The sequence below is a fragment of the Streptomyces hazeniae genome, from assembly GCF_031845485.1.
Lineage (GTDB): Bacteria > Actinomycetota > Actinomycetes > Streptomycetales > Streptomycetaceae > Streptomyces > Streptomyces hazeniae.
Window position 1 is genome coordinate 138,063 of the sequence record NZ_JAVREQ010000001.1, and the last position, 12,322, is coordinate 150,384.

Annotated in this window: 12 protein-coding genes; 3 read left to right on the forward strand and 9 right to left on the reverse strand. The window is 71.9% G+C overall.

Going from position 1 to position 12,322, the window contains the following annotated elements; genetic code table 11:
• Window positions 1-35 precede the first annotated feature (35 nt).
• Both RM572_RS00845 and RM572_RS00850 read left to right on the forward strand, forming a co-directional pair.
• On the forward strand, window positions 36-1,295 hold the full coding sequence (locus RM572_RS00845) for a coiled-coil domain-containing protein (protein WP_311671325.1): 1,260 nt from the start codon (window positions 36-38) through the stop codon (window positions 1,293-1,295).
• 66 nt (window positions 1,296-1,361) lie between these two features.
• Window positions 1,362-1,583 carry an FmdB family zinc ribbon protein gene (locus RM572_RS00850; protein WP_311671326.1) on the forward strand — a complete coding sequence of 74 codons (222 nt, stop codon included), beginning with the start codon at window positions 1,362-1,364 and terminating at the stop codon, window positions 1,581-1,583.
• Window positions 1,584-1,643: 60 nt separating this feature from the next.
• Here RM572_RS00850 and RM572_RS00855 read toward each other — a convergent pair whose 3' ends face one another.
• From RM572_RS00855 to RM572_RS00865, 3 genes are read right to left on the reverse strand one after another with little or no spacing between them, the layout of a single operon-like run.
• Window positions 1,644-2,471 carry an HAD family hydrolase gene (locus RM572_RS00855; protein ID WP_311671327.1) on the reverse strand — a complete coding sequence of 276 codons (828 nt, stop codon included), beginning with the start codon at window positions 2,469-2,471 and terminating at the stop codon, window positions 1,644-1,646.
• On the reverse strand, window positions 2,468-5,038 hold the full coding sequence (locus RM572_RS00860) for a phosphoribosyltransferase (RefSeq protein ID WP_311671328.1): 2,571 nt from the start codon (window positions 5,036-5,038) through the stop codon (window positions 2,468-2,470). Before RM572_RS00860 ends, RM572_RS00855 begins: the two co-directional genes overlap by 4 nt.
• Window positions 5,039-5,046: 8 nt before the next feature.
• On the reverse strand, window positions 5,047-6,213 hold the full coding sequence (locus RM572_RS00865; RefSeq protein ID WP_311671329.1) for an HpcH/HpaI aldolase/citrate lyase family protein: 1,167 nt from the start codon (window positions 6,211-6,213) through the stop codon (window positions 5,047-5,049).
• Between the two features lie 186 nt (window positions 6,214-6,399).
• Between RM572_RS00865 and RM572_RS00870 the strand changes: the two genes are divergently transcribed.
• Window positions 6,400-7,377 (forward strand): TerD family protein, encoded by a 978-nt coding sequence (locus RM572_RS00870; RefSeq protein WP_311671330.1) that lies wholly within the window; start codon window positions 6,400-6,402, stop codon window positions 7,375-7,377.
• Between the two features lie 54 nt (window positions 7,378-7,431).
• Here RM572_RS00870 and RM572_RS00875 read toward each other — a convergent pair whose 3' ends face one another.
• The 6 genes from RM572_RS00875 to RM572_RS00900 form a co-directional block, all read right to left on the reverse strand.
• The gene (locus tag RM572_RS00875) at window positions 7,432-8,181 is read right to left on the reverse strand and encodes a Tellurium resistance (RefSeq protein WP_311671331.1); all 750 of its coding nucleotides are present in this window, start codon (window positions 8,179-8,181) and stop codon (window positions 7,432-7,434) included.
• A gap of 147 nt (window positions 8,182-8,328) precedes the next feature.
• Complete coding sequence (locus RM572_RS00880) at window positions 8,329-9,465, reverse strand: DUF475 domain-containing protein (RefSeq protein WP_311671332.1); 1,137 nt, start codon at window positions 9,463-9,465, stop codon at window positions 8,329-8,331.
• A gap of 46 nt (window positions 9,466-9,511) precedes the next feature.
• On the reverse strand, window positions 9,512-10,090 hold the full coding sequence (locus RM572_RS00885; protein ID WP_311671333.1) for a TerD family protein: 579 nt from the start codon (window positions 10,088-10,090) through the stop codon (window positions 9,512-9,514).
• Window positions 10,091-10,218: 128 nt separating this feature from the next.
• Entirely contained in the window at window positions 10,219-10,794 is a 576-nt protein-coding gene (locus tag RM572_RS00890) for a TerD family protein (RefSeq protein WP_027762897.1), read from the reverse strand.
• Between the two features lie 115 nt (window positions 10,795-10,909).
• On the reverse strand, window positions 10,910-11,371 hold the full coding sequence (locus tag RM572_RS00895) for a peroxiredoxin (RefSeq protein WP_311671334.1): 462 nt from the start codon (window positions 11,369-11,371) through the stop codon (window positions 10,910-10,912).
• A gap of 145 nt (window positions 11,372-11,516) precedes the next feature.
• On the reverse strand, window positions 11,517-11,957 hold the full coding sequence (locus RM572_RS00900) for a DUF3052 domain-containing protein (RefSeq protein WP_027762895.1): 441 nt from the start codon (window positions 11,955-11,957) through the stop codon (window positions 11,517-11,519).
• Between the last annotated feature and the right edge of the window lie 365 nt (window positions 11,958-12,322).

Genomic DNA, 12,322 nt, shown 5'->3' on the forward strand with positions numbered 1-12,322 from the left:
CGATCCACTGGCGGCGGCGACGGGGAGAGACACAGGTGACAGCGAGCGGCGGCGGCACCCGCCGATGGGGATGGGGCGGCGGCCGGGCCGAGAACAAGCGTGCTGACGCGCAGGCCGCGAAGGACGCCGCAGCCGCCTCCTTCTACGAGCTGGACACGGCGCAGCGTGACCTGCGGATCTCCATCGAGACGATCACCGCCGTGGACGACTCGCCGCAGGGGCGCAGGGCGGCCGCGGACTTCGCGGAGTTCGGGACGCGGATCGACCAGGTGAGCCACCGCTACATCGCCGCCGTGGACGCGCACGACCTGGACCGGGACGACCTGGACGCGGGCACGGCGGCCCGCGCGCGGACCGAGCTGGAGCAGGCGCGGGGCGAGCTGGAGCGGACGAAGGCGGACCTGGAGCGGTTCCGGCAGGGGCTGGGGTCGCTGCTGGACCGGGCGGAGACGCAGTTGGCGCAGCTCGCGCCGGCGGTGGAGCGGGCCCGGCAGGGGCTGCTCGCGGCGACGACGGCGCTGGAGGCCGTACGGGCGTCCGGGCTGCAGGCGGACGACCTGGCGGCGCGGCTGGCGGCGCTGTCGCCGGAGCTGACGCGACTGAACGAGGGCGCCGGGCGCCACGGGGTGGCGGAGACGCTGCACCGCGCCGACCGGGTCGTGCGGGAGGCCGAGACGATCCGGCGGGAGGCGGACCGGCTGCCGGAAAGGGCGGCGGAGACGGACAAGCGGCTGGCGTCGCTCCGGACCCGCGCGCAGGCGCTGCACAACCGGGCGGGCAAGGTCGAGCCGGTGCTGAGCGAGCTGCGGCGTCGTTTCGCACTGGCGTGCTGGGAGGACCTGCAGGGCGTGCCCGAGGAGGCTGCGCGGGCCGTGCGGCAGGCGGAGGAGAAGCTGGGGGAGGCGCAGCGGGCGCGGGAGGAGCAGCGCTGGCCCGACGCGACGTCGCTGCTGGCGACGGTGCGGGCGCTGCTGAACACCACCGACGAGGCGGTGAAGGCGGCCGGGGACCGGTTGCAGCGGCTGAACGAGGTGAGCTTCGACCACACCCGCGAGGTGGAGAAGGCGCGGTTCGCGATCCGGGACGCGCAGCGGCTGGCCATGGCCGGTCGCAGCACGCCGGACCCGCGGCACGCGCAGCCGCTGGACCGCTCGGTGGAGCGGGTGGACCGTGCGGTGGCGGGGCTGACCGGGCGGCAACCGGACTACTGGCGCTTCGTGACGGAGCTGGACGCCGTGCGGGACGCCGTGCAAGAGGTGGTGGATCAGATCCGGCGGGAGATGGCCGGCGGGTGACGCGGTGCCCTTGCCTCGGGGACTCTCCTCTGACCTGGGACGACGTGCGGCGCTATGCTGCCTCGCATGCCACGTTACGAGTACCGCTGCCGCGAGTGCGGAGCCACGTACGAGCTTCGGCGCCCGATGGCGCAGTCCGACGCGCCCGCGCCGTGCCCGGACGGGCACCAGGACACGGTGAAGCTGCTGTCCACGGTCGCGGTCGGCGGCACGGCGAGCGCCCCTGCTGCCGGGCCCGGGGCGGGCGGCGGTGGCGGTGGCTGCTGCGGAGGCGGCTGCTGCGGCTGACCCGGACGGGCCTGCCACCCGCGCCGCACCGCCGGACACGAGCGGCAGGCCGCAGGCCGTTCACGCGGCGCGCAGCGCCTCGCGCAGGACGCGTTCACCCGCCGCGACTCCGCGCTCGGGCAGCGCGGTGACGTGCGGGGCGTGCCATCCGGTGTCGGCGAGTTCGCCGTGCCCGGGGCGCCAGCCGGCGTCGGCGTGGTCGAGCAGGTCGGCGTCGAGCAGGGAGTCCCCGGCGGCGAGCGTCCGCGTGGCGCCGGTGCGGCGGACGACCTCGGCGATGGCGGCGCTCTTGGTGAGCGGTCGCGGCACGGCGTAGATCTTGCGTCCCTGGAGGGAGACGGTCCAGCCGTGCGGGCCCGCCCAGTCGGCGAGTTCCTTGACCCAGGTGTCGGGCAGTTCGGCACGGTCGACGACGAGGTAGGCGAACAGGTCCTCGGCGACGCGTTCCTTGAGCAGCCACGCGGGGTCGGCGGTGCGGCGCAGGTGGTCGCGGATCTGGGCGAGCGGCGCGCAGTCGGAGAGGTTCCGGCGCACGTGGGTCTGCCAGTCGGGGTCGGAGACGCCGTCGACGAGCAGGTGCCCGCCGTTGGCGCAGACGGCGTACCGTGCGGGCGGGCCGGGCAGGTGGATGCGGTGGTACTGCTCGCGGGTACGGGTGGTGGTGGGGACGAAGACCGTGGCGTCGGCGACCTGCGGGAGCAGCCCGGCGGCGGTCTCCGTGACGTAGGACAGCGGGCGCTGCTGGTAGACCTCGACGCACAGCAGGCGTGGGGCCTGGTGGTCGGGGACGGTGAGGTTCAGGGCGGCGGCCGAGTAGATCAGCGTGCGGTCCAGGTCGCTGGCGAACAGCGTGCTCGCGGTGCGGGGGCTCTCCGTGCGCGTGGTCACCGCGTGGCCTCTCCGGCCGTCGTGACGGCCTTTCCGTCGGCGCCGGTGGCGCCTCGTGTGTAGCGGGGGTGGATGAGCCCCACGCAGGTGTACGGCAGGTCGTCGGTCTCCTCGACGGGCACGCCGCGCTGTTCGGCGAGCAGGCGTACGTGGTCGAGGTCGGCGCCGGCGCCGCGGCGGGCCAGGATGCGCCAGGGAACACGGCGGAGCAGCACCCGGGTGGTCTCGCCGACACCGGGTTTGACCAGGTTGACGTCTCCGATGCCGTACGCGTCGCTGATGCGCTCCACGGCCCGCCAGCCGGCCCAGGTGGGGGCGCGGTCGGCCGGGTCGGCGGCGAGCAGGGCGCGGACGTCCTCGGCGACCGCGTCGCGCACGTCGGCGAAGCGGGCGGCGACGGCGTCGAGGAAGTGGCGGGAGAGGTCGGCGCCGGCCAGTTCGCGGTAGAACTTGGCGCCGTGGAAGTCGTGCGGGCCGACCAGGTCGGCACGCAGCACGGTGCGGGAGACGAGGCCGGAGACGGTGGAGTTGAGGCAGGCGGAGGGGATGAGGAAATCCTCGCGGGTGCCGTAGGTGCGTACGCAGCCGCCGGGGTCGGCGAGCACCGCGATTTCCGGGTCGAAGCCGGGGAACGGTTCGAGGGCGGCGGCGAGTTCGCGGGTGATAGCGCCCTTGCCGGTCCAGCCGTCGACGAAGACGACGCCGGACGGTTCGTGGCGGGCGGCGAGATGGCGCAGCGCGTTGGTGTCGATGCCGCGGCCCCGGACGATGGACAGCGTGTAGTGCGGCAGGTCCAGGTCGTGCGCGTACCGGGCCCACCGCCGCATCAGCACGCCGACGGGCGTGCCGGCGCGGGCGAGGGAGGCGAGGACGGCGCCGTGGCCGCGTTCGGCGAGCACGGTCTCGGTGACGGTGCCGACGGCGCGCGCGATGCGGGCGGCGGAGGTGTCCAGGGCGCTGTGGAAGAGGCGCTGGTACTCCTCGCTGGGCTGGTATTCGACGGGCAGCGACTCCGCGTAGTGCGCGCCCCCGCGCTGGATGGCCTCTTCGCGTTCCTCGGTGGGCGCCTCCAGGGTGACGTCGGACAGGTCCTGGAGGAGCCAGCCCACGTCCTCGGGGTCGTAGGAGGAGAAGAAGGGGCCGCGCAGCGGCTGCGGCAGCGGGGTGTGGGAGGGCACGACGGCGAGCAGGACGGCGCCGGTGTGCGGCGCGAGGCGGGCGAGGAGGCCGCCTGCGGCGTGCAGGTCGGGGGTGTCCCCCGGCGTGTCGGTGAGGACGACGACGGCGTCGAAGCGGCGGGCCGGGTCGGCTCCGGGGGCGACGTTGTAGGTGTAGCGCTCGCCGGGGCCGTCGGACGGGTCGTCGTGTGCGGGGAAGGCGAGGCGGGTGCGGATGGCGTACCCGGGGTCGTCGACGGGGAGGACGGGCGAGCGGGTGGTGGTGGAGAAGCGGACCTCGGCGCGGTCGCCGAGGTGGTCCTGCAGGGCGCAGGCGAGCCGGATGGGAACGTACATCAGCTCCTCGCAGCCCAGCACGAGCACGCGCGGCGCGTGCGGCGGGCCCGGGGGGTGCTCCGGTCCGGCCGGGACGCCCGCCGCGGCGAGCCCGTCGGCGAGGCGGGCGGCCATGCCGGGCAGTGCGGTCTCCAGGCGTGCCCGGTGGGCGGGCAGGAAGCCGTGGCGTCCGCCGTCGGGGACACCGAGCGGCCAGCCGAGGTCGATCCGGCGGGCGGTGGCGGGGACGGCGGCGGGTGTGGCGGCAGTGGCCTGTTCGGGGCTGGCCGAGGCGGCGGGGTCGTGCTGGGCGACGAGGGCCTGGCCGCGCTCCAGTGCGTCGGCGGGGAGCCGGACACCCCCGGTGGCGAGGGCCACGACGTCGACGGTGGAGCCCAGTTCGGCGGCGAACTTCTCCAGGGAGGCCCGGTCCTCGGCGGACCGCATGTCGACCAGGGCGACGACGACGTACCGCCGTCGCGGGTACCGGGCGTGCAGCGCGCGAAGAGTGTTCCGGACGGTGTTGCCGGTGGAGAACTCGTCGTCGACCAGCACCAGCGGACCGTCTCCGGCGAGCAGCGCCGGGTCTTCGGGGAGCAGCAGGTGGCCGGTGGCGTGGCTGTGGCTCTCCTCGAACGTTCCCGCCTGGGTCGCGCCGGGGACCCTGCGGCGTGTGGAGTGCAGGTACGGCACCGGGCCCAGGCCGTCGGCGACCGCGTGGCCCAGTCCGGTGGCGGTCTCGGCGTAACCGAGGACCACGGTGCCGCGCAGCGCGGCTTCGTCGTCGGTGACGCCGCCGTCGGCGCCGGCAGCACCGTCGGCGGAGTGGCCCGGCGCGAGGAGTTCCCGCACCCGGCGGCCGAGCTCCAGACCCGCGCCGTACACGCGCTGCGGCCGCTGCGGAACGTGCTTGCCGAGCACGTCCGAGACCAGCAGGTGCGCACGCTTGGGGTTGCGCCGCAGCGCGAGGCCGACCAGCTCCCGCACGCCGCCGGTCAGTTCGACGCCCAGCTCGCGTGCGACCCACTCCCCCGGCCAGACTCCGCCGCCCGGACCCGGTATCCGTTCTGTCACGTCCTCGCTCACCTGACTCCAGCCGCCAGCAGTTCCACGAAGCCCACACCCTCGCGCGCCACGCCGAAGGCCTCGGCCCTCAGCAGCGTACGTTCGGCCCACGCGCGGTGCGGCTTCACCTCGTTCATCTTGTTCGTGTACGCGGAGCGCAGCACGCCTCCGCCCCCGCGCTCCGGGCGCAGTATGTCGGTCGCGTCGCTGTACTCCTCGTGCGAGACGACGGACAGCGCGTGGACCGGCGCCACGTGCGAGGGGTGTATGCAGGTCTTGCCGAGCAGGCCGTTGGCGCGGTCCAGCTCGATCTCGCGCAGCAGGCCGTCCATGTCGTGTTCGATCAGCTCGGCGCGCAGCGCCTCCGCACGGCCGCTGTGGAAGGGGCTGCTGCGCAGCTGCGGCTTGAACATACGTTCCTGCAGGCGGAAGTACTCCCACACCGGGCCGGTGACCGTGAAGCCGGTGCCGTCGGCGCGGCCCAGGACGTTGACCACGTCTCCGATGACGCCGGCGACGAGCTGCACGTCGTAGGCGGTCATCTCGGGCGTACGCCGCAGCCCGTACGCGGAGCAGAAGTCGGTGACGCCGAGACGCAGGGCGAGCACGCGGTCCCGGTACTTGGTGACGGCCCTCGAGATCCCCGCCAGGGTCTCGGCCCGGCTCTCCAGGTGGAGCAGCTCCGGCGACTCCAGCACGGGCATGGCGAAAAGTCGCCGTTCGGCGAGTGCCTCGGCCTCGGTCACGGCTTCCAGGAAAGGCACACCGCGGTCCTCGGTGAACTTCGGGAGCACGAACCCGGCGAGGAGTTCGGCGCCGCGTCCCAGGCGGCGGATCAGGTCGGTGATCTGCCCGGGCGTCCGCACGCGGACGAACAGCAGCGGCAGCCGGTCCCCCGACCGGCCGGGAGGCAGGGCGGCGAACTGCCGCACGAGGTTGTCCTCGGCCGCCGCCACGTCGGCGTCGTCGATGGAGTCCTCCAGGCAGAGCACCATGGAGACGACCCCGCGCCCGGCCTGCTTGACGATGTCGGCGGCGAGTTGCGGGCGGGTCGCGGGGCTGTAGAGGGTCGCGCCCAGGCACGTGCTGAGCAGGCGTTGCGGCGTGCCGACGTCGAACGCGACCGGTTCGCGGTGAAACAGCTCGCGCCGGAGGTGTGTCGGGAGATGCCCGAAGTGCCGCATGAAACAACCGCCTCCCCGTGTGCCGCGTTCCCTGCCGTCCTGTCCCGGAACGACGGGATCCGGCCGCTCATCGTACGTTCGGGAGGGGCTGCGGAGTTCCCGCGGAGGTGAAATCCGCGTTACCCGGAGGTACCCGCGGGGCACCCGCGTTGTCCGGGGGTGTGCCGGGAAGGCAGGATTGAACGTATGACGCACACGATGCTCAAGGGCTCGAACGTTCCGCTGGCGGCCTCGGCGGTGCGGGCCGTGCTCCGCTGGACGCCGTCCGGCGCCGGGGTGCCCGACGTGGACGCGTCCGCGCTGGTGCTGGGTGCCGCGGGCCGGGTGCGTGCGGACGACGACTTCGTCTTCTACAACCAGCCGCGGCACCCCTCCGGCCGCATCCGGCATCTGGGGAAGGGCCGGGACGGGAACGGCACGACCGACGCGGTGCAGGCCGACGTCTCCGCGCTGGAGGAGGAGGTGCACCGGATCCTGCTGGTGGCCTCGGCAGACGGCGGGACGTTCGCGCAGGTCTCCGGGCTGCGGCTGACCCTGCAGGACACCGCGAACGGTGAGGCGCTGGCGGCCTTCGACATCGAGCCGGAGACCGGTTCGGAGACCGCGATGATCTGCGGCGAACTGTACCGGCGCGGCGAGGGGTGGAAGTTCCGGGCACTGGGTCAGGGCTACGACACCGGGCTTACGGGGCTGGCGTCCGAGTTCGGGATCACGGTGGCCGACGAGGCGGACGCCGCCGCATCCGCTGCTGCAGGGGGCACGGTGCCCGATCCGCCGTCCGAGCCCGACTTCCCCGAGCCGTCGCCGGTGCCGGAACCGCGCCCGGAGCCGCATCCCGAGCCCGAGCCGGGGCCCGCGCCGGAACCGCCGGGTCCGGGACCGGTGCCGCCCGGCCCGGGGCCGATGCCCGAACCGCCGGGGCCGGACCCGCAGCCGCGCCCGGCGGGCGTGGGCGCGTTCGCCGCGTCCGACGAGCAGGCGACGGCGCCGTACGGCTATCCGCAGCCCGGCCCGGGCGGCGGTACGGGCTACCCGATGCCGCCGCAGCACCCGCCGCGCACCCAGCCGGCGTACGGCTACCCGCAGCCCGCGTACGGCTACCCGCAGCAGCCGGACCCCGCTTTCACGCTGCCGCCGCAGGGGCCGCAGTTCCTGCGGCGCTGACGCGGGGGCGGGCGCCGGCGCGGGCGGGCGTACGGTCCGATCCCGCAGGCGGGGTCAGACACGGTCGGTCTTGTAGCCCCGCCCCCAGTGCAGGCCCCAGCCGTAGAGCCGGTCCAGCTCCGACTGGAAGCCGTACACGTACCGGACCTCGCGGCGGACGACGAGTTCGCCCTTCTCGTGCTGCATGAGCACCACGGCGCAGGAGCGGGCCTGCGGGGCGCGCTCCTCCAGACCGACCTCGATGCGGGCACCGTTGCTGAGGATGACGGTGAGGAGTCCCTTCGCACGGTCGAAGGCGGGGGTGTTGTCGTAGATGTAGACGAAGAAGAGCAGGCGCTTGATCTCGTCCTTGTGGTCGAGGTTGACGTAGATCGTCTCACCGGACGGGGCGCCGAACCGGTCGTCACCGGTGAGCTTGACGAACGGGGCGGCCTGGAAGTCACCGAAGAGCGAGCCCAGGGGCTGGACCACGCCCCTGTTCCCGTCGGCCAGTTCGTACATGCAGGCCAGGTCCAGGTCGACCTTGTCCACTCCGCGGGTGTGGGCCTGCACGACCTCGGGCTTGAGCGACCGCAGCGGGTGTCGTAAGGAGCTCGACAGGCTGCTGCGACGGGTGAAGTCGGAGGTGTGCATCTGCCAGGAGAGGTTGACCTGGAGGCTTCCGCTGTCGGCGCCCTGCTTGGTCAGCGACACCACGGGGTGGCGGCGGGTGAGCTCCACCGCGTAGGTCGAAGGGCCGCCGACCGTGTCGAACTTCGGCCACTTGCCCATGCCCTGCCGCCAGTTCTCCCACAGGGAGACCATCTCGTACCCACCCCACAGACTCGTTCCAGGCCGCATGCCGGTCGGGGCGGCACCGAGCCGGGCTCGGTGCCGCCCCGAGGGAAGCGTTCCGCAATCGGACGGCCCTGACACCCCTGACGGGAAGTCAGGGGTGCCGGCCGCCGGGCGTCAGACGCCGGAGGTGACCTCGGTCTTCTCCGGCTCCTCCCCTTCTCTCTCCAGCGCACGGTTGCGCCGGACCGACGACCAGAACGACCAGGCGATGAGCGCCACGCCGGCCAGGCCGGTGACCACCTCGGAGATCTGGAAGCGGATGGTGATGAGCAGGATGGCGGCGAGCACGCCGATGGCGTAGTGCGCGCCGTGCTCGAGGTAGACATAGTCGTCCAGGGTGCCCTGGCGGACCAGGTAGACCGTGAGGGAACGGACGTACATCGCGCCGATGCCGAGGCCGAGCGCCATCCAGAAGATGTGGTTGGTGATCGCGAAGGCGCCGATCACGCCGTCGAACGAGAACGACGCGTCCAGCACCTCCAGGTAGAGGAACATGAAGAACGCCGCCTTGCCGGCCAGGCCGACGGCGCTCGGGTCCTTGCCGGCCTTGCGGGCCGCCTCAACGGCCTCCTCCTCACGCTCCTCCTCTTCCTCGAGCTTGTTCTCGAAGTGGCTGGAGAGGCCGTGCACCAGGAGGTAGGTGACGAGGCCGGCGACGCCGGCGAGGAGGACGGTGGACGACTTGTCCGCGTGTTCGCCGCCGTACTGGTGGGCGTGTGTGGCGAGGAACATCGCCGAGATCAGCAGGGTGATCAGGGCGACGCACACGGAGAGCATCTCCACCCGGCCGAGCTTCGCGAGGGGACGTTCCAGCCACGGGAACCACTTGTGCTCCCGCTCCTCGAACATGAAGTTCAGGAAGATCATCAGCAGGAACATGCCACCGAACGCGGCGATCGACGGGTGCGCGTCCGTGACCAGCTGCTCGTACCGGTCGGGATCGTCGACGGCGAGCTGCACGGCCTCGATGGGGCCGACGCCCGCACTCACGGCGACGATGACGACGGGGAAGAGCAGCCGCATGCCGAAGACCGCGATCAGGATGCCGATGGTGAGGAAGATCTTCTGCCAGAAGGCGTTCATCTTCTTCAGCACACCGGCGTTGACGACCGCGTTGTCGAACGACAGCGAGATCTCCAGGATGGAGAGAATCGCCACCACGGCGAAGCCCTTCCAGCCCCAGAAGAACGCGGCCAGGGCAAGACCCGCGGCGGTGACGCCGAAGGACCAGCCGAAGGTTCTCAGGATCACTGGTTACCCAATCTCTCAACTTGCCGGGGCTGTGGGCCGGGCCTCTTTACGAAACGTTGACTCCGAAGTCTAGGGCGATGCCCCGGAGGCCCGACGCGTACCCCTGTCCCACGGCACGGAACTTCCACTCCACCCCGTGCCGGTACAGCTCGCCGAAGATCATCGCCGTCTCGGAGGAGGCGTCCTCGGTGAGGTCGTAACGTGCGATCTCCTGGCCGTCGTCCTGGTTGAGCACCCGGATGTAGGCGTCGGTGACCTGCCCGAAGGTCTGTCTGCGGGTCTCGGCGTCGTAGATGGAGACGGGGAACACGATCTGGTCGACCTGCGCAGGGACCTGCTCCAGATCCACCAGGACCGTCTCGTCGTCGTCGCTCCCGGTACCGCCGACGAGTTCGTCACCGGTGTGCTCGACGGAGCCGTCGGGGCTCTTGAGGTTGTTGTAGAAGACGAAGTACTCGTCACCGAGCACCCGGCCGGCACCGCACAGCAGGGCGCTGGCGTCCAGGTCGAAGCCGGCGCCGGTGGTGGAGCGGGCCTTCCAGCCGAGACCGATCTCGACCCGTGTGAGGTTGGGTGCGGCCTTCGAGAGGGAGACGTTTCCCCCCTTGGCGAGCGTCACGCTCATGTGCTGCTTCCTCTCCGAAGTGTGTGGCCCGAGTGTGCTGCACGCACACGGCGCCGCACACTTCCCCGACCGGGAAGCCTGCGGCGCCGTGCCTTGCCGAGATCAGGTGGACGTCCTCGCCGTACGGCTCAGACGTTGACCCCGAAGTCCTGCGCGATGCCGCGCAGGCCGGAGGCGTAGCCCTGGCCGACCGCACGGAACTTCCACTCCGCCCCGTGGCGGTACAGCTCGCCGAAGACCATGGCCGTCTCGGTCGAGGCGTCCTCGCTGAGGTCGTAGCGGGCCAGCTCGTTGTTGTCCGCCTGGTCGACGATGCGGATGAACGCGTTACGCACCTGGCCGAAGCTCTGCTGGCGCGTCTCGGCCTCGTAGATCGAGACGGGGAAGACGATCTTCTCGACGTCCGCGGGCACACCGGCGAGGTTCACCTTGATGACCTCGTCGTCGCCCTCGCCCTCACCCGTGAGGTTGTCGCCGAGGTGCTCGACGGACCCGTCGGGGCTCTTGAGGTTGTTGAAGAAGATGAAATTCTTGTCGTTGCCGACCTTGCCCTCGCCGTTGGCCAGCAGGGCGCTGGCGTCCAGGTCGAAGTCGGTGCCGGTGGTGGTGCGGGCGTCCCAGCCGAGACCGACCATCACGGCGGTCAGGTTCGGGGCTTCCTTGGTCAGCGAGACGTTGCCGCCCTTGCTGAGGCTGACTCCCACGAGTCCTCCTGAGAATTGTTCGTGAGGAGCACGGCGTGCCCCCGTGGACTGAACGGATGCCGCTGGGTCAACGAGTGGATGCCGGTGAGCGGTTCCCCTCACCCCACCGGTTCACTCAGAGGGTTTCCAGCGCCTTGACGTAGTCACCCAGGTCGCGCGCGTCCGGCAGGCCGTTGACGACGGTCCAACGGATCACGCCCTCCTTGTCGATGATGAAGGTGCCGCGCACCGCACAGCCCTTCTCCTCATCGAAGACACCGTACGCGCGGGCGACCTCGCCGTGGGGCCAGAAGTCCGACAGCAGGGGGTACTCCAGGCCCTCCTGCTCGGCGAAGACCCGAAGGGTGAAGGGCGAGTCGCACGAGACCGCGAGCAGCTGCACATCGTCCCCGGAGAACGTGGGCAGCTCGTCACGCAGGGCGCACAGCTCACCCGTGCACACGCCGGTGAAGGCGAAGGGGTAGAAGAGCAGGACGACGTTCTTCTCACCCTTGAACCCGGCGAGGGTGACGGTCTCGCCGTGCTGGTTCTTGAGGGTGACGTCAGGGGCCTTGGTGCCGACCTCGAGGGGCTGCATGCCAGGGATCTCCTCCGGTTGCGTTGAGTGACCCGCCCAGCCTACGCAGGCCGGGAACGACCGTCCCCGGCAGCCTGGGCTGCCGGGGACGGTCGGAGTGCCGCGACGTGCGTCGGGACGGGGCGCGAGAAGGGTCGGGGCCCGCTCAGCGCTTACCGGACTTGGCCGCCTTGGGGGTCATCAGCCGGGAGCCGGTCCAGTCCTTGCCGGCGTTGACGTTGCCGGTCTGGGCGAGGCCTGCGGTCTGCGCGGCCTCGCCGATGTCGCTGGCCTCGACGTAACCGTCTCGGCCGGTCTTCGGCGTCAGCAGCCAGACAGGGGCGCCCTCGTCGATCATGGTGGTGGCGTCCACCAGCGCGTCCGTCAGGTCGCCGTCCTCCTCGCGGAACCACAGCACCACGGCGTCCGCGACATCGTCGTGATCCTCGTCGACGAGTTCGGTGCCCGTGATGGCCTCGATTCCCTCACGGAGTGCCTGCTCGGCGTCGTCGTCGTAGCCGAGCTCCTGGACCACCATCCCGGGCTGGAAACCCAGCCTTGCGGCGGGGTTGGTCCGCTCCTCCGCGTGGTCCGCGGTCGCGCTCACGGATTGCCTCCTGTCATGTTCCGGTACAAGGGTTGCGGCCTCGCCCTTCGCGCGAGGCTTTGGGCGTAGTCCACACGGGCGGGGCGGATCGCGCAAGTACCCGGCGCTCCGTCCCGCGCAAACGTCGACGTCTCCCCCCACAATGCACGATCCGTGGCACATCGCACCACAGCATCCGCCGTCGGCGCTCTCCCGGGCGTAGGGTGGGATTTCGGCCGCGCCCGACGATCGCGGCGCCGTACCGCCAGGACGGACACGCGGTTACCCCTCGGTAGGGGTGACGTACGCCCGGTCGCGGTACACGATGGAGGCGGCGCAGCCAGCAAGAGATCATCCGGCCCGGCCCATGACCGGACCCGGCCGGA

Bases quoted from the DNA above. Each gene is read 5' to 3' on its own strand.
- RM572_RS00850 (WP_311671326.1), top strand. From the start codon at position 1,362: ATGCCACGTTACGAGTACCGCTGCCGCGAGTGCGGAGCCACGTACGAG.
- RM572_RS00865 (WP_311671329.1), bottom strand. From the start codon at position 6,213: ATGCGGCACTTCGGGCATCTCCCGACACACCTCCGGCGCGAGCTGTTT.
- RM572_RS00870 (WP_311671330.1), top strand. From the start codon at position 6,400: ATGACGCACACGATGCTCAAGGGCTCGAACGTTCCGCTGGCGGCCTCG.
- RM572_RS00875 (WP_311671331.1), bottom strand. From the start codon at position 8,181: ATGGTCTCCCTGTGGGAGAACTGGCGGCAGGGCATGGGCAAGTGGCCG.
- RM572_RS00885 (WP_311671333.1), bottom strand. From the start codon at position 10,090: ATGAGCGTGACGCTCGCCAAGGGGGGAAACGTCTCCCTCTCGAAGGCC.
- RM572_RS00895 (WP_311671334.1), bottom strand. From the start codon at position 11,371: ATGCAGCCCCTCGAGGTCGGCACCAAGGCCCCTGACGTCACCCTCAAG.